Source organism: Streptomyces rubellus (assembly GCF_036323805.1).
GTDB lineage: Bacteria > Actinomycetota > Actinomycetes > Streptomycetales > Streptomycetaceae > Streptomyces.
Genome location: NZ_JAZDCX010000001.1, coordinates 162,395 through 179,413 on the forward strand (window position 1 = coordinate 162,395; position 17,019 = coordinate 179,413).

Here is a 17,019-nt window from a genome sequence, read left to right on the forward strand (position 1 = left end):
AGCGGGCTTCCCGGGACCTTCCCCCAGAGGTCCCGGGGAAGTCGGCCACCCCCCACGACGGCGGGGCGCAGCGTTTCCACCCCCACACCCGCTGCGCCCCGCCCAGGGCTGGTCAGGCCCCTCCCGGGACTCCCCGGCCCGGGCCCCCGGTTCCCACCGGTGACCTCAGTCGGTCACCGGCTCCCGTACCGCGTCGGGCTCCTGGAGCACACCCGTCCTGGCGACTTCGGCGTACCACAGGGCACTGGACTTGGGGGTGCGGGCCAGGGACTCGAAGTCCACGTACACCGCGCCGAAGCGCTTGCTGTAGCCGTAGGCCCACTCGAAGTTGTCCAGCAGCGACCACAGGAAGTAGCCGCGGACGTCGGCCCCGTCGGCGACGGCCCGCTGCACGGTGCCCAGGTGGCTGTGCAGGTAGGCGACGCGGTCGGGGTCGTGGACGGTGCCGTCGGGGGACGGCTTGTCGTCGCAGGCCATGCCGTTCTCGGTGATGTAGAGCGGCAGGCCGCCGGTCTCCCGGTGGTAGCGCATCAGCAGGTCGTGCAGACCGGTCGGGTCGATCGTCCAGCCCATGTCGGTCGTCTCGCCCGGGGTCTGGTGGAAGGCGATGTCGTCCGCGGCGGGCCAGGGGGACTGCTCGCCGCCGCCGTGGCCGTCCCGGCGCGGCAGCTTCTGGTCGGCGGAGGCCGAGACCAGGGCGGGCGTGTAGTAGTTGATGCCCAGCGCGTCCAGCGGCTGGTGGATGTCGGCCAGGTCGCCGTCCTTGACGAAGCTCCAGTCGGTCAGCCGCGCGGTGTCCCGGAACAGGTCCTCGTCGTACTCGCCGCGCAGCATGGGGCTGTCGAAGATGCGGTTGGCGAGCGCGTCGATGCGGCGTGCCGCGTCGAGGTCCTCGGGGTTGTCGGTGAGGGAGCGCACGGCGGCCGGGTTGAGGCTGATGCCGATCTGGGCGCGGCCCGGCAGGGCGGCGCGCAGCGCCTGGGTGCCCAGCCCGTGGGCCAGGTTGAGGTGGTGTGCGGCGCGCAGTACGGCGGTGTGGTCGGTGCGGCCGGGGGCGTGGACGCCCGATCCGTAGCCGAGGTAGGCGGCGCACCAGGGCTCGTTGAGGGTGGTCCAGCGCTCCACCCGGTCGCCGAGGGCGTCGGCGACGAGCGAGGCGTACTCCGCGAACCGCTCGGCGGTGGCGCGCTCCGGCCAGCCGCCGGTGTCCTCCAGCTCCTGGGGGAGGTCCCAGTGGTAGAGGGTGATCCAGGGGGTGATGCCCTTCTCCAGCAGCGCGTCGACGAGCGAGCGGTAGAAGTCCAGACCGCGCTGGACGGCGGGACCGCGGCCGGTCGGCTGCACCCGGGACCAGGAGATGGAGAAGCGGTAGGCGTTCAGGTTGAGGTCGGCCATGAGCTGGACGTCGTCGCGCCAGCGGTGGTAGTGGTCCACGGCCACGTCGCCGGTGTCGCCGCCGAGCACCTTCCCCGGAGTCCGGCAGAAGGTGTCCCAGATGGACGGTGTGCGGCCGTCCTCGTCGGCGGCGCCCTCGATCTGGTACGCGGAGGTGGCCGAACCGAAGAGGAAATTGGCGGGGAATGAGGATTGACTCATATGGGAGCGCTCCCATCGAAGGTCGTACGGAAGGGACTGACAGGGGGTTGCGCGGAGCGGGAGGGGACGGGAAGGCGGGGGGCCGCCCGGCAGGGCCTCAGCCCTTGACGGCCCCCTGCATGATGCCGCCGACGATCTGCTTACCGAAGACGGTGAGGATCAGCAGCAGCGGAAGGGTGCCGAGCAGGGCACCCGCCATGATGACCGACTGGTCGGGGATGTAGCCACGGCCCAGACCGGTCAGAGCGACCTGGACGGTCGGATTCTGCTGGGTCAGGGCGATGATCGGCCAGAAGAAGTCGTTCCAGGCCATCACGAAGGTCAGCATGCCGAGCACGGCCATGGCGGGCCGGGCGGCGGGGAAGACCACGTGCCACAGGACGCGCATGCTGCTCGCGCCGTCCACCCGCGCGGCCTCGATCAGCTCCGTGGGCAGGGCCTCCAGCAGGTACTGCCGCATGAAGAACACGCCGAAGGCGCTGACGAAGGTCGGCAGGATGACGGCCTGGAGCTGGTTGGTCCACTCCAGCTCGGCGATCGCCATGAACAGCGGCACCACGCTGAGCTGCGGCGGCACCATCATGGTGCCGACCGTCAGGAGCAGCAGTAGGCTGCTGAACCTGAAGCGCAGCTTGGCGAAGGCGAACCCGGCGATCGTCCCGAACAGCACGGTGCCCGCCGCGATGGAGCCGGCGACGAGGGTGGTGTTGAACAGGGCCAGCCCCATGTTGGCGTCTGTCCAGGCGATCTCGAGGTTCTTGAACAGGTTGCCGCCGAACCAGAAGGGCGGCGGCGACTCGGCCAGCCGGGTGTTGTTGCGGGAGGCGGCCACGGCCGTCCAGAACAGCGGGAAGAGCGCGATCACCGTGACGAGGATCAGCACCCCGTACGTCAGCTTCCCGCCGTGCAGCTGGCCGCCGGCGCTGGCCGCGCGGCCGCGCAGCAGCCCCGGCCTGCCGCCCCTGCCGCCGTCCCGGCGGCCCGTGCCGGGCTGGTGGGGGACCTTCTGGTCGGACGCGGTCCGGCCGGAGGGCGCGGGGTCGGACTTCAGCACGCTCATGAGCGCCTCCTCGCGGACTTGCGGCCCAGCTCGTTCTTCTGCATCCAGCGCGAGACCGCCCAGTTGAGCAGGCCGATCACCACCAGGATCAGGAACATCATCCAGGCGATGGCCGAGGCCCGCCCGAGGTGCAGGTTGGTCCAGCCCTGCTCGTACAGGTACAGGCCCAGGGTCTGGTACTGGTGCTGTGCGCCGCCGTTCGCGCCGCCGCCGGGGTTGAACAGCAGGGGCTCACCGAACAGCTGCATCGCGCCGATGGTCGAGACGACGATCGTGAACAGGATCGTCGGGCGCAGCGAGGGGATGGTGACGTGCAGGAACTGCTGCCAGCGGGTGGCACCGTCCAGCGCGGCCGACTCGTACAGGTCCTTGGGCACCGCCTGCATGGCGGCCAGGTAGATGAGGGTGTTGTAGCCGGTCCAGCGCCAGATCACGATCGAGGAGATCGCGAGCTGCGAGTACCACTTGTCGTTCTGCCAGTCGACCGGGTCGATGCCGACGGTGCCCAGCGCCCAGTTGATCATGCCGTAGTCACGGCCGAAGATCATGACGAAGACCAGGGTCGCCGCGGCCACCGAGGTGGCGTACGGGGCCAGCATCGCGACGCGGTAGAAGGTGGCACCGCGCAGCTTGTAGTTCAGCAGATGGGCCAGACCGAGCGCCATCAGCAGCTGCGGGACGGTGGAGATGATCCCGATGGTGAAGGTGTTCTGGAGGGCGTTCCAGAAGAAGTCGTCGTCGAGCAGCCTGCTGAAGTTGCGCAGGCCGATCCACTCCATCTCGGTGGGGGCCGTCAGCGACACCTTGTGAAGGGAGGCCCAGCCCGTGTAGAGGAGCGGGAACAGGCTGAACGCCCCGAAGAAGATGAAGAACGGGGCGACGAAGGCGTAGGGGCTCCATTTCACGTCCCGCTGGTACCAGCGGCTGCGGCGTTCCCGCCGCCGTTCCTCGCGGGAGGACGGAGCGCTCTTGTGGCGCGGGCCCGCGCCCCCCTTGTCGGTGGGGGGCGCGGACACCGGCGAACCGGTGGTGGTCACTTGTCGATCACTCGTCCAGTGCGTTGTCGACTGTCTTGACGGCCGACTCCCACGCCTTGTCCGGGGAGACACCCTTCTGGTCGACCTGGAGCAGACCGGTGTTGACGATGTTCTCCTGGATCACCTGGTCCTTCGGACCGATGACCTGGGTGGGCACGCCCTGGGCGGCGGTGGAGAAGATCTGGCCGATCGGGGCATTGGAGAAGAACTCGTGCTTGGCGTCGGCGACCTCGGGGGTCTCGTACGCCGCCGGGGTGCTCGGGAAGCTGCCGCGCTCGGCGAAGAGCTTGGCCTGCTGGGTGGGAGCGGTCAGCCAGGCGGCGAACTTGATCGCCTCTTCCTTGTTCTTGCTGGCCTCGGGGACGCCGAGGAAGGCGCCGCCCCAGTTGCCGGGCCGGGGAGCCTGGGCGACGTCCCACTTGTCCTTGGCCTTGTCACCGCCCTTGTCCTGGATGTAGCCGAGCATCCACGGCGGGCAGGAGATGGTGGCGAAGGTGCCGTTGTTCATCGCCTTGTCCCACGGCTGGGTGAACTGCTGCTTCTTGTCGGTCAGCCCTTCGGTGGCGGCCTCGGCGGCGGTGTCCCAGGCCTCCTTGACGGCGTCGTTGTCCTTGTAGATCAGCTCGCCCTGCTCGTCGTAGTACCGCTCGGCGCTGGAGGAGATGACCGCGTTGTAGACACCGCCGGCGGAGTCGACCCAGGCCACGCCCTCGGGCCCGTCGGCCTTGAACTTCTTGCCGGCCTCGATGTACTTGCCCCAGTCGCCCTCCCACAGCTTGGCGACCTCTTCGCGCTCGGTGGGCAGACCGGCGGCCTCGAAGTGGTCCTTGCGGTAGCACAGGGCCATCGGGCCGACGTCGGTGCCCAGACCGATGGTCTTGCCGTCCTTGGTGGTGGCCTGCTGCCACTTCCAGTCGAAGTAGTCGTCCTTGGAGACGCCCTCCGCCTTGCCCAGGTCCACGAACTTCTCGGACTGGGTCTGGACCACCTCGGCGATGTTCGCCACCTCGACGGCCTGGATGTCGGCCAGACCGCTGTTGCTGCCGAGCCGCGTCAGGAGCTGCGGGTAGTAGTTCTCGTTGCGCTCGATGACGGTCTGCTGGATCTTGACCTTCGGGTTGAGCTTCTCGTACTCCTTGTAAAGACCGGCCTCCTGGAAGCCGAAGGTGCCGAAGAGACCGACCGTGATGACGGTCTTGCCGTCGGTGTCACCGCTGCTCGACCCGTTGCCCGAGTCGTCATCGCTCGCGCACCCGGCGAGCAGGCTGGTACCGAGCACCGCGGCGGCCACGGCGGCCACGGCTCGGCGGGTTGTGCGGGGGTTGCGCACTGCGTCCTCCTAGCGCCCTGACGTCTCACTCCCGGCCGGGAAAGTGGGGGGACCGCGGTGTTCGTTGCTGCGGCTCGGGGGGTGCGAACGTGTGGGTTCTGTATGGGTCAAGTCCCTTGGGAGCGCTCCCAGGTGTGATGAGTTGAAGGGTTGCGGCTCTCTGGCGGGGGTGTCAAGGGAATGGACAGACTGACCCGATGCAGTTATCCGGCTGTTAGCTTCAATGGCTGATCGATACTTATGCGCGGGACGGACGGGTCCTGTGCACTTGAGCTGGTACGACCCGGGGAGGCGGTCATGACAGTGAGCGGACGGCGGGGGCAGCGGCCCACTTTGGAACAGGTCGCCGCCTACGCGGGGGTCGGCCGCGGCACCGTCTCCCGGGTCATCAACGGCGCCGCCAACGTCAGCGACCAGACTCGCACCGCCGTCCAGCGGGCGATCGCCGAACTGGGATATGTGCCCAATCGGGCAGCACGGGCGCTCGCGGCGGGCAGTACCGACGCGATCGCACTGGTGATTCCCGAGGCGGAGACCAGGCTTTTCGCCGAACCGTACTTCTCGGGTATCATCCGCGGGGTCAGCACGGAGCTCGCCGACACCGACATGCAGCTCCTGCTCACCCTCCTCCGCACCCCCAAGGAGCGCGACCGTTTCGCCCACTACGTGGGTGCCCACCGGGTGGACGGCGTCCTGCTGCTGTCCGTGCACGCCGACGATCCCCTGCCCGATCTGCTGCAGCAGATCGAGATGCCCGCGGTGCTCAGCGGCCGCCGCAGCGGTGAGGAGCCGGTGCCCTATGTGGACTGCGACAACACCGGTGGTGCGCAGGCCGCCGTGGAGCACCTGATCGGCCGCGGCCGCCGGGCGGTGGCCACCATCACCGGTCCGCCGGACATGTACGTGGCCCAGTGCCGTCTGCAGGGATACCGCGACGCGTTGCGGGCCGCCGGCCTGGAGGAGGACGAGCGGCTGGTCGGCGGAGGCGACTTCACCGAGGAGGGCGGCCGCCGCGCCGCCCGGGAGCTGCTGGCCAGGCGTCCCGACCTGGACGCCGTCTTCTGCGCCTCCGACGTGATGGCCGCCGGCGCCCGGGCCGTGCTGCGCGAGTCGGGCCGCCGGGTGCCCGAGGACGTGGCGCTGGTCGGCTTCGACGACTCGGCCGTGGCCCGCCACATGGATCCGCCGCTGACGAGCGTGCGGCAGCCGATCGAGGAGATGGGCCGGGCGATGGTCCGGGTGCTGCTGGAGCAGCTCGCGGGGCGCAAGGAGGGACAGGGCGGGAGCCGGAGCCGGGTGCTGCCGACCGAGCTGGTCCGCCGGACCTCCTCGTAGCCGGGGGGCCGGGGTGTTCTCCACCGGTTCCGCCGGCTCCTCGGGTGCCGGCTCCCCCGGTGCGGACCCCCGCGGCGTGGAATTCCCCGGTACGGAATCTCCCGGCGCCCCCGTGCGGCCGGGACCTTCGCCGGTGCGGTCGGTCCGTCCCGTCCGCGGGGTGCGCGGTGTTCGATGCGTTCGCTTCACGGCGGACCCCCTCCGGGGGATGCGGGGACGAGACGCGCGATATGCCGAGCATACGGCGAAGGGGCCGGTCGGCGTACCGACCGGCCCCCGGTGTGCTCCGTCTACCGTTCTTCCTGTCTCACCTCAGCGGGTGATCAGTTGACCGGCGGGTAGGCGTTCTCCAGCAGCTCCTCGAACTGGGCCTGGAACCAGTGACCCGAGACGGGAGCGTTCGGCAGGGCGCCGGACGGGTTGTTCTGGTTGCGCGGGTTGCCCTGGTAGTCCGGGTCGCACATCCCGTCGGGCTTCTTGCCCTCGTCGTTCGCGATGTCCTCACCGGTACCGTCCGACTCCCCCGGGGGCTTGATCCACGCGTAGGCGTCGATCCCCGTGGCGGGCGAGGCGGTCGGCCGCTCACCGAGGCCGGCACCGGCCTGGTTGCACCAGTTGCCCAGGTGGATGCGGCGGTCGATGCGGCTGCCGTCGACGTACTCGTCGGCCGTGCCGTTCTTCGAGGCCGGGCCGGTGGGCCGGTCCGGGCCGCCCCAGCCGTTGCGGGAGGTGTCGATGATCACGCCGACGTCCGAGTTGAAGCCGACGCTGATGGCCTCCTCGCGGAAGGCCTGGGCGAAGGACTGCTCGTCCACGTAGCGGTTCCAGTCGACCCACGAGGACTCCTCGCGGATCGGGGTGCCGTTCACGGTGTCGTCGATGGAGAAGTACGGCTCGACGGTGGCACCGTAGTTGGCGGTGTTGGCGGCGAAGCCGGCGACGTCGTCCACCGTGGCGCCCGCGGTGTTGGAGGCCTCGTACAGCAGCTCGGCGGTGGCGGAGAAGTTGTCGTCCCAGCCGATCCAGCCGTGGTGGCCGATGTCGATGTAGTTGTAGACGTTCTCGATGTCACCGAGGGTGGCGAGCGCGTAGCCGACGCCCTCGACGTAGTTGCCGTTGGCCAGCATCTCGTCGCAGTTCTCGGTGGCGGTCTCGCGGCTGCCCACGTTGGTGATCAGGTTGGGCAGCGAGTCGATCTCGACGACGTTGATGATCCGCAGGTCCGCGTACTTCGGGTCGGACAGGATCTCGGCGATCGGGTCGATGAACTCGTTCTTGTACTTGTCGATCTCGTCCGGACCGAGCTCACCCTGGGAGGCCAGCGCGGCGCAGTCACGGCCGGGCAGGTTGTAGGTCACCATCTGGAGCGCGTCGGCACCCTGCTCGAGGGCGGCGTCCAGGTGGTCCCGCAGACCCATGGTGTTCTCGCCGGCGGAACCGGACTCGATCGCGGCGATGCGGTCCAGCCACACCGCGGTCGGCTCGTCGGCGATCGCCTCGCCGCCGCTGGCGGCGGCCTGGCGCGACCAGTCCTCGTTCACGTAGAGCTGGGCACCCTCGAACGGGTTGTCCACGCGAGCCGCTGCGCCGTTGTCGTTGTCGTTGTCGTCGTCGTCGTTGTCGTCGTCCGAGCCGGAGTCGACGTTGCAGGTGACGCCGTTCAGCGTGAACGAGCTGGGGATCGAGTTCGTCCCGGAGTACGAGGCGTTGAAGCCGAACTCGGCGGACGCGCCCGTGGAGAGTGTGGAGTTCCAGGACGGGGCGCTGGCGGTGACCCTCTTGCCGCTCTGGGTCACCGAGGCGCTCCAGCCCTGGCTCACCTGCTGGGAGCCCGCGAACTCCCATTCCACCTTCCAGTTGCTCAGAGTGGCGGCGGCGCTGTTCGTCACCTTGACCGAGGCGCTGAAGCCGGAGCCCCACTCGTTCGCGATCTTGTAGTCGACCGTACATGCGGGTGCCGCCGAGGCGGTTCCCTGCATCAGGGCGCCTGCCCCGAGCGTGCCGCCGAGCAGCGCGCCCGCGGCCAGTAACGCCGTCCGACGCTTGCGCGCCGGCGTTCTGGTGCCTGTCATGCGATCTTCTCTTCCTTCCGGTTTTCCTCCGGATGACGGCGGAGCCCAGCTCCGTGTATCGGGGGGTGCGGTCGTGTCACGGGTGCGTACCCGGGAAGGGCGGCCTCCGCTGTGGTGGGGAACGACCGCCGTCGTTCCACGGAGCGACACCGCGCTCCGGTCCCGCCTCCCGGCGAACCCGCCGGGAGCGTGCCCCGGTATGGATGCCCGGGGCGTGCGGAACGTGCCGAGGCGTACTGAACCGGCCACGGGGGCCGTGCGGAGAGGCGGCGGCGAGCGCCGCGTTTGCAGTGGTGTTCAACGCCCGAGGGCGCGGTGGGGGGTACATGAAGCGGCTCCTGTCGGTCGAATGCGCCGTCCCTGGCGCACGACTGTGGAAGCGCTCCCACTGGGTCGAGAGAAGAACGTAGCGGCAACTTCCGGTTGTGGCCAGAGTGTCTTCAGGAATTGGCCGGGCGAATTTCTTCGACAGGGTCATTTCGTTCAGACCCTTGACAGGTGTCATGTCCACCTTGACCCTTGGGAGCGCTCCCACTGGTTCAGTTCCTCCGTACGTGCGTCACGCACATCCCCCCACCCCCGAGCCGCGAGGAGGGAACCTCCGCATGCGAGCGTTACCGTTACCGGAAGCGCCACCCAGGCGTCACCGAGGAAGATCCAAAAGGCTGCTGATCGCGGCCACCGCGGCGATCTCCCTCCCGCTGGGAATGACCACGGCGCTCAGCGGCACCGCCCAGGCCGCCGCCCTCCAGTGCAGCGTCGACTACAAGAAGAACGACTGGGGCTCCGGCTTCAGCACCAGCATCACCCTCACCAACCGGGGCTCCGGGGCCATCGACGACTGGACCCTGACCTACGAGTACAGCGGCAACCAGAAGCTCCAGCAGGGCTGGAACGGCCAGTGGTCGCAGTCGGGCAAGACGGTCACGGTCAAGAGCCCGCAGTACAGCACCAAGATCGCCTCCGGTGAGGCGATCACCGCGGGCGCGAACTTCAGCTACAGCGGCACCAACGCCGACCCGACCGCGTTCTCGGTCAACGGCACCCGCTGCAACGGCGCGCTCGCCGCCCCCGCCGCCACCCTGGTCAGCCCCGGTGCCGGCCAGGTCTACACCGCGGGCAGCACCGTCAAACTGACGGCCGAGGCACGCCCCGTGCAGGACGGCGCCACCATCGAGAAGGTCGACTTCTACAGCGACACCGAGCTGCTGGGCTCCGACACCACGGCGCCCTACAGCTTCGACTGGGAGGACGTCCCGGCGGGCAACTACTCGATCTACGCCGTCGCCCACGACTCCAACGGCATGTCGAGCGAGTCCGCCCCCGCCGGCATCCAGGTCACCGCCGGTCCCGCGGTGGTCGTGACCCCGTCCCAGCTCGGGGTGCGCCAGGGCGAGACCGCCTCCTTCGCGGTGAAGCTCTCCAAGAAGCCCACCGAGAACGTGACGGCCTCGGTGCGCCGCACCGACGGCAACTCCGGGGTGTCCGTGCTCAGCGGCGAGGCGCTGACCTTCACGCCGGAGAACTGGGCCGCTCCCCAGACCGTGACGGTCTCCGCCGCCGACACCGGCTCGGGCGCCGCCACCTTCACCGTCAGCGCCCCCGGTCACGAGGCCGCCGAGGTCAAGGTGACCCAGCTCGGCGGGGACGCCGTCGCGGGCGAGTACGAGGACCGGTTCCTCGACCTCTACAACAAGATCTTCGACCCGGCCAACGGGTACTTCTCGCCGGAGGGCATCCCCTACCACTCCGTCGAGACGCTGATCGTCGAGGCGCCCGACCACGGTCACGAGACGACCTCCGAGGCCTACAGCTACCTGATCTGGCTGCAGGCGATGTACGGCAAGGTCACCGAGGACTGGGGTCCGCTGAACGAGTCGTGGCAGGTCATGGAGGACTACATGATCCCCACGGCCGAGGACCAGCCGACCAACAGCTTCTACGACCCGTCCAGCCCGGCCACCTACGCGGCCGAGCACCCGGAGCCGTCGGACTACCCCTCGGCGATCAACCCGGACATCCCGGTGGGTGAGGACCCGATCGCGGACGAGCTGCGTCAGGCCTACGGCACCGAAGAGATCTACGGCATGCACTGGCTGCAGGACGTGGACAACACCTACGGCTACGGCAACGCCCCCGGCGCCACCTGCCAGGGCGGCCCGGACGAGGAGGGCCCCTCCTACATCAACACCTTCCAGCGCGGCTCGCAGGAGTCGGTCTGGGAGACCGTGCCGCAGCCCACCTGCGACGACTACACCTTCGGCGGCGAGAACGGGTACCTCGACCTGTTCATCGACGACGACGGCTACGCCGAGCAGTGGAAGTACACCAACGCCCCCGACGCCGACGCCCGCGCGATCCAGGCCCTGTACTGGGCCGAGCTGTGGGCCGAGGAGCAGGGCAAGAAGTCGGAGATCTCCGGGCTGCTGGAGAAGGGCGCGAAGATGGGCGACTACCTTCGCTACTCCTTCTTCGACAAGTACTTCAAGGAGATCGGCGACTGCGTCGGCGCCTCCTCCTGCCCGGCCGGCAGTGGCAAGAACAGCGCCCACTACCTGATGTCCTGGTACTACGCCTGGGGCGGTGCCACCGACACCGACGCGGGCTGGGCCTGGCGCATCGGCAGCAGCCACAACCACTTCGGGTACCAGAACCCGATGGCGGCCTACGCGCTGACCACCGTCCCGGAGCTGGAGCCCAAGAGCGCCACCGGCGCGGACGACTGGGAGGAGAGCCTGCAGCGGCAGATGGAGTTCTACCGCTGGCTGCAGTCCGACGAGGGCGCGATCGCCGGCGGCGCCACCAACAGCTGGGGCGGCAACTACGGCACCCCGCCGTCCGGCACCGCCACCTTCTACGGGATGTTCTACGACGAGAAGCCGGTCTACCACGACCCGCCGTCGAACCAGTGGTTCGGCATGCAGGCCTGGTCGATGCAGCGCGTCGCCGAGCTCTACCACGAGTCCGGCAACGCCACGGCCAAGGAGGTCCTGGACAAGTGGGTCGACTGGGTCCTCGGTGAGATCACCGTCAACCCGGACGGCAACTACCAGATCCCGTCCACCCTGGAGTGGTCCGGCCAGCCCGACGACTGGAACGCCTCCAACCCCGGTGACAACTCGGGTCTGCACGTCAACGTCCGCGACTACACCACCGACATCGGTGTGACCGCGGCGCTGGCCAGGACGCTGATGTACTACTCGGCCGAGTCCGGTGACACCGAGGCCCGGGAGACCGCCAAGGCGCTGATCGACGCCATGTGGCAGCACCAGGACGACCTGGGGCTCGGCGTCGAGGAGACCCGTACCGACTACGAGCGCTTCGACGACGAGGTCTACATCCCCTCGGGCTGGAGCGGCACCATGCCCAACGGTGACGAGATCGAGCCCGGCTCCACCTTCCTGTCGATCCGTTCCTTCTACGAGGACGACCCGCAGTTCAACAAGGTGGAGAGCTACCTGAACGGCGGCGAGGCGCCGACGTTCACCTACCACCGCTTCTGGGCGCAGGCGGACGCGGCACTCGCCTACGCGACCTACGCGGACCTCTTCGGCGACGAGTGACGGTCAAGGAGTAACCGAAGAGGAGCACGAGCCGGCCCCCCGGTCCGGTCAGGTCGACGGCGGCCGCACCGGGGGGCCTTCCAACCGAACCACCACAGGGATCCACCACCGACCCGCGCGGTCCGACGGCACGAGCCGGACGACCCGCACCACCGCACGATCCACGCGGTCCGCACCACACGTTCCACCAGTCCCACCAGCCGGTGATGAGCTGGAGCAGCGGTTTTCCTCCCCCGCCTCTCTGCTGCCCGGCCACACCAGACGGCCGCGGTCGTCCCGCGCCGACGCCAGGGGCAGCTCCCCGGCGCCGGTGCGCCGGACGGCCGCGGTCGCGTGCGTCGCGGCCCGCCCGTGGCGGGCACGGCGGGCGGCGATCCGCCCCCGCCCGGGTGACCCCGGCCCGTCCGGCCGGGCCGTACGCGCGGGCCCGGGTGTCCGGAGCCCGTCCGCGCCCCCGCGGCGTCCCCGCGGTGCCGCCCGGTGACGGCCGTGCCCGGCCGGCCTCCCGCGGCCTTCCCACCTCTTTCCCGCCGGGCCCCGCCGGGAGCCCGGCGTGCCGCCGCCCCGGGGGGGGCGTGCCCGGCCGTGGCGGTGCACGAGGCGCCCGGCGGCGGATGCGGGCGGACCGGCCTCACCGGAACGGCGCCGTGGCCGTACCGGAGGCCGGTGAGCCGTACGGCGGCGGGTGACCGGGACGGCGGTGCCGGAGGGACTCCAGGGCCCGCCGGGCGCCCCCGCGGTCCGTGAGGCGCCCAGCGGCTCCCCGGTGCCGGGGGAGCCCGTGGGCATCCCGGGAGGGAAGCCGCAGCCGTCCTTCCCCGCCCGGACGCATCCGGGTGCGCCGGAGAGGGCGCGCGCCGCCGCCGGGCGCCCCGGGCACCGGCACACCGCCCACGGCGAGCCGGGCGGTGCGGTCCGGCACGGCGAAGGCGGCCCCGCGGGGGCGCGGCAGGGGACGGCCGCCGGGCCGGTGCCGCGTGGCGGTGCCCCGGCAGTGGTCCGTACCCGCCGTCAGGAACCTTCCCGTCGTCTCCGCCCGTGCCGCGGCTCCGGAGCCCGCCGCCGGGCGGAGACGCCCGCGGCCGCAACCACCCGGAGGCGCTCGCCCGTTCGGCACGTCCCGGTCACGGCGCCTCCCGGGGCCGCGCGGTCACCGCCGGCGGCGGGACCACCCGCCGGGGTGGTTCAGTCCATTCACCGGTAAGGGGATTGTCGTGCGCCGCCGGGCCGGAGGCCGCAACCGCGCCTCGGGGCACGCCGCTTCACCTCCGCGGCCGGGGGCGGGCGCTACGCCGTTCGGCGGCCCGGCGGGCGGCTCCGGAGATGCGGGAGCGCCTCCGCTGACGTGTCATCACACCGACACGTCGATGGCACCGCCGAACGGGAGGTCAGAAACGATGGCAGCACGGGACGGACGACTGGGCGGACACCGGAACGAACACGGGGACGGAGGCCGGGACGGGGCGCGGTGGACGCCGAGCCGGCGTGGGCTGGTGCTGCGCGCGGCGGCACTGGCGGCGCTGGGAGCGGCCGTACCGGTCGCCGCGGGGGAGCGGCGGGCGACGGCCACCGGCCGCTGGGCCCGTCCGGTGGCGGGGGACCACCGGGTGACGGCGCCCTACGGCATTCCCGGGAGATGGCAGGCGGGCCGTCACACCGGCATCGACTTCGCCATGCCGGTCGGTACGCCGGTGTACTCGGTCGGTTCCGGCACCGTGGTGCTCGCCGGCTGGGCCGGTTCCTACGGGAAGGCGGTGAAGATCCGGATGGACGACGGCCACTACGTGCTCTTCGCCCATCTGTCGGAGGTCGCCACCTCGGCCGGGGCACGGGTGCGGGCCGGCAGCCGGCTGGGCTCCTCCGGCGACACCGGCCGGACCACCGGCCCGCACCTCCATTTCGAGGTGCGCGGCCACCGCGGCTACGGCTCGGACGTCGACCCCGTGGCCTACCTGGCCCGGCGCGGTGTGCAGCTGCTGTGACCCGCCGCCGCGGCCGGTGCGGGGCTGGTACGGGCATCCGGCCTGTGCTGGGGTGGCGGCACGGCCTTCGTCGTCTTCATGACCCTGCCGGGACTGGTGATCCTGCTGACGCTGATCGCGTTCGTCGACCAGCTGCTGCTCCAGCCGGGCCGTGCGGAGGTGCTGCCGTGGCGGAACGCCGGCCGCACCGGGCAGCTCTCCTCGGCCGGTTTCGAGCAGTTGCGCGCGATGTTCTCGGCGGGCAAGCGGAGCGAGCCGGAGGAGCGGCGCAGTGCGCTGATACTGCGCGACGAGGAGGACGACGGCGCGCCGCCGCACCGTACCTCGGTCGACCTGGAGCGGGGGACGGCGGCCGTCCGGCTGCCGGAGCGCTGACGGGAACGCTGAGGGGACGCTGAGGGAAACGCGGCGCACCGACGGCGAAGGCCCCGGCCCGTCTCCCCGGGCCGGGGCCTTTCCACAAGGGTGAGTAACGGGACTCGAACCCGCGACATCCTGGACCACAACCAGGTGCTCTACCAGCTGAGCTATACCCACCACGACCAGTGCTCTTCCGCACCGGCCAAGAAGAGTGTACAGGGTTGCCGCCGGTCCCCGCGCACCCTTATCCGTCGGCGGGCAGTACGTGCCGGGCGGCGATCCTCCGGGCCGTGTCGGAGTCCGGGCCGGGCGGCGGCACGAAGACCGCCTCGCGGTAGTAGCGCAGCTCCGCGATGGACTCCCGGATGTCCGCCAGCGCCCGGTGGTTGCCGCTCTTCTCCGGGCTGTTGTAGTACGCCTTGGGGTACCAGCGCCGGGCCAGCTCCTTGACCGAGGAGACGTCGACGATCCGGTAGTGGAGGTACCCCTCCAGGGTGGGCATGTCGCGCATCAGGAAGCCGCGGTCGGTCCCGACCGAGTTTCCGCACAGCGGTGCCCGGCCGGGTTCCGGCACGTACTTCCTGACGTACTCCAGGACCCGTTGCTCGGCTTCCTGGAGCGTGGTGCCTCCGGCCAGCTCGTCGAGCAGGCCGGAGGCGGTGTGCATGGCGCGCACGACATCGGGCATGGTGTCCAGCGCCTCGGCGGGTGGACGGATCACGATGTCCACCCCGTCACCGAGCACGTTCAGCTCCGAGTCGGTGACCAGGGCGGCCACCTCGACGAGAGCGTCGTCGGACAGCGAGAGCCCGGTCATCTCGCAGTCGATCCACACCATGTGATCGTTCATGTGTCTTAGCCTACGGTGCCCTCCCGGGAGTACGGCCCCGCTGGGCGGGCAGACGGGAGCTGTAGGAGTCGGAGTCCGGCTTGTGCTGCTCGTTCCGTTCCCCCCGCTCGCTCCGGTCTCTGTGGTCTCCGCGGTCCGCCCGGTCGCCGTGGCCCCGGCGCTCGTGCCGCGCCGTGCGCCCCGGACCGTGTCCGGTGCCGGCTCCGACCGGCTCGGCCGCGGTGCCGGAGTCCGCACGGACCTCGGCGCCGCGCTCCTCGCCGCCCGTGCCGCCCCCGCCCTCCGGCCGGGTGCGCGCCCGGTAGGCCGCCCGGTAGGCGGCCGGGGAGGCGCCCAGCTGCCGCCGGAAGTGGCCGCGCAGCGCGACCGGCGAGCGGAAGCCGCAGCGCCCGGCGACCTCGTCGACGGAGTAGTCGGAGGTCTCCAGCAGCCGCTGTGCCTGGAGCACCCGCTGGGTGATCAGCCACTGCAGCGGTGCGCTGCCGGTCAGCGAGCGGAACCGCCGGTCGAAGGTCCGGCGGCTCATGTACGCGCGCGCGGCGAGCGCCTCCACGTCGAACTGCTCGTGGAGGTGCTCCAGGGCCCAGGCGACGACCTCGGCGAGCGGGTCGGTGCCGATCTCCTCCGGTAAAGACCTGTCCAGGTAGCGCTCCTGCCCGCCGTTGCCGCGCCGGGGCGGTACGACGAGGCGGCGGGCCAGGGCTCCCGCCGCCTCGGCGCCGTGGTCGGTGCGCACCACGTGCAGGCACAGGTCGATGCCGGCCGCCGTACCGGCCGAGGTGAGGATGTCGCCGTCGTCCACGAACAGCTCCCGCGGGTCCACGTGGACCGCCGGATAGCGTTTGGCGAGCGTGGGCGCGTACATCCAGTGCGTGGTCGCCGGCCGCCCGTCCAGCAGCCCGGCCGCGGCGAGCACGAAGGCTCCCGTGCACAGGCCGATGATGCGGGCGCCCTCCTCGTGGGCCCGGTGCAGGGCCTCCAGCGCGGCCGAGGGCGGCGGCTGGGTGATGGAACGCCAGGCGGGCACGACGATCGTGCCCGCCCGGGAGAGTGCCTCCAGGCCGTACGGCGCGGTCAGCTCCAGACCGCCGGTGGTGCGCAGGGGCCCGTCCTCGCCCGCGCACACCAGAAGGCGGTAGCGGGGAACGCCGGCGTCCTGCCGGTCGATTCCGAAGACGGACAGCGGGATGGAGCTCTCGAAGATCGGACCGCCGCCGAAGAGCAGTACGGCGACGATCTCGCGGCGGCGGCGCGCGGCCAGTTTGCGCGTCGTCCCAGGGCCGTGCGTTGGCTCCTGGCTCATGGAACTAAGCCCCCCTCAGTCGTCGCGTCCTTCCGGTCCTGCACGATTCCCCCGCCGTGGTCAGTCAAGATCGAATCTACTGTGTTCCACGTGGCTGACGGGACAAGTTCACCACTCACCGCTATGTCGACATGACAACTTGGCGCGAAGCGTTCGATCACGAAGGGTTTCATTCGGTGGCCTCTCTGTGAAGAACGCCTTGCTTCGTCGCCATCTGTCCGTCGAGTGCACCCGTTCCCCCCGCTCGTTCCCGCCCAGGTGGGCGAGTTCACCGATTCGCTCTGGCAAGTTGTGTACCACGGCTGGAACTTGGCCGAAAAGTACAGGAGCTCAGAACGTGGAATCCGGCTTTCCGGAGGTGTGTGTTCCGCGTCGGAAGACTCCTACCGCTGCGGGTCTCCGGGCCGGCGCGCGCCGGGCGCCGGTGCGACTGCGACGGTCCCGGCGCGAGGCGCTCCGGCCGTCCGGCCGGGGCGGGCGGCCGGACGGCGCGGACGGGTGCGGGCCGGGGGCGCCCGAGGCGTGCTGCGG

The 17,019-nt window shown here is 70.7% G+C and carries 11 protein-coding genes and 1 tRNA gene; 4 read left to right on the forward strand and 8 right to left on the reverse strand.

Annotation, left to right across the window (positions count from 1 at the left end; translation table 11 throughout):
• Positions 1-165 precede the first annotated feature (165 nt).
• The 4 genes from V1L54_RS00710 to V1L54_RS00725 all read right to left on the reverse strand — a co-directional run bounded on the left by V1L54_RS00710 (position 166) and on the right by V1L54_RS00725 (position 5,023).
• A complete protein-coding gene (locus V1L54_RS00710) occupies positions 166-1,596 on the reverse strand; it encodes a GH1 family beta-glucosidase (protein ID WP_330115813.1) in 1,431 nt (476 codons plus the stop codon).
• Between the two features lie 97 nt (positions 1,597-1,693).
• The gene (locus V1L54_RS00715; RefSeq protein WP_330115814.1) at positions 1,694-2,656 is read right to left on the reverse strand and encodes a carbohydrate ABC transporter permease; all 963 of its coding nucleotides are present in this window, start codon (positions 2,654-2,656) and stop codon (positions 1,694-1,696) included.
• Positions 2,653-3,693 (reverse strand): carbohydrate ABC transporter permease, encoded by a 1,041-nt coding sequence (locus tag V1L54_RS00720; RefSeq protein ID WP_330115815.1) that lies wholly within the window; start codon positions 3,691-3,693, stop codon positions 2,653-2,655. The genes V1L54_RS00715 and V1L54_RS00720 overlap by 4 nt, the downstream gene beginning before the upstream one ends.
• Before the next feature lie 7 nt (positions 3,694-3,700).
• Positions 3,701-5,023 carry an ABC transporter substrate-binding protein gene (locus V1L54_RS00725; protein WP_330115816.1) on the reverse strand — a complete coding sequence of 441 codons (1,323 nt, stop codon included), beginning with the start codon at positions 5,021-5,023 and terminating at the stop codon, positions 3,701-3,703.
• 297 nt (positions 5,024-5,320) lie between these two features.
• Here V1L54_RS00725 and V1L54_RS00730 point away from each other — a divergent pair, with 297 nt between their 5' ends.
• Positions 5,321-6,358, forward strand: a complete 1,038-nt coding sequence (locus V1L54_RS00730) for a LacI family DNA-binding transcriptional regulator (RefSeq protein ID WP_330115817.1) — start codon at positions 5,321-5,323, stop codon at positions 6,356-6,358.
• 323 nt (positions 6,359-6,681) lie between these two features.
• On the opposite strand, the gene V1L54_RS00735 is transcribed toward V1L54_RS00730, so the two are convergent.
• On the reverse strand, positions 6,682-8,430 hold the full coding sequence (locus V1L54_RS00735) for a glycoside hydrolase family 6 protein (protein ID WP_330115818.1): 1,749 nt from the start codon (positions 8,428-8,430) through the stop codon (positions 6,682-6,684).
• A 605-nt stretch (positions 8,431-9,035) separates the two neighbouring features.
• Between V1L54_RS00735 and V1L54_RS00740 the strand changes: the two genes are divergently transcribed.
• The 3 genes from V1L54_RS00740 to V1L54_RS00750 all read left to right on the forward strand — a co-directional run bounded on the left by V1L54_RS00740 (position 9,036) and on the right by V1L54_RS00750 (position 14,350).
• Positions 9,036-11,993 (forward strand): glycoside hydrolase family 48 protein, encoded by a 2,958-nt coding sequence (locus tag V1L54_RS00740; protein WP_443076414.1) that lies wholly within the window; start codon positions 9,036-9,038, stop codon positions 11,991-11,993.
• Between the two features lie 1,397 nt (positions 11,994-13,390).
• A complete protein-coding gene (locus V1L54_RS00745; protein ID WP_330115820.1) occupies positions 13,391-13,975 on the forward strand; it encodes a murein hydrolase activator EnvC family protein in 585 nt (194 codons plus the stop codon).
• 78 nt (positions 13,976-14,053) lie between these two features.
• The gene (locus V1L54_RS00750; protein ID WP_330115821.1) at positions 14,054-14,350 is read left to right on the forward strand and encodes a DUF6191 domain-containing protein; all 297 of its coding nucleotides are present in this window, start codon (positions 14,054-14,056) and stop codon (positions 14,348-14,350) included.
• A gap of 89 nt (positions 14,351-14,439) precedes the next feature.
• On the opposite strand, the gene V1L54_RS00755 is transcribed toward V1L54_RS00750, so the two are convergent.
• The 3 genes from V1L54_RS00755 to V1L54_RS00765 all read right to left on the reverse strand — a co-directional run bounded on the left by V1L54_RS00755 (position 14,440) and on the right by V1L54_RS00765 (position 16,488).
• Positions 14,440-14,512 (reverse strand) — tRNA-His (locus V1L54_RS00755).
• A 67-nt stretch (positions 14,513-14,579) separates the two neighbouring features.
• Complete coding sequence (gene orn, locus V1L54_RS00760; RefSeq protein WP_330115822.1) at positions 14,580-15,185, reverse strand: oligoribonuclease; 606 nt, start codon at positions 15,183-15,185, stop codon at positions 14,580-14,582.
• A gap of 10 nt (positions 15,186-15,195) precedes the next feature.
• Positions 15,196-16,488 (reverse strand): helix-turn-helix domain-containing protein, encoded by a 1,293-nt coding sequence (locus tag V1L54_RS00765; protein WP_330115823.1) that lies wholly within the window; start codon positions 16,486-16,488, stop codon positions 15,196-15,198.
• Between the last annotated feature and the right edge of the window lie 531 nt (positions 16,489-17,019).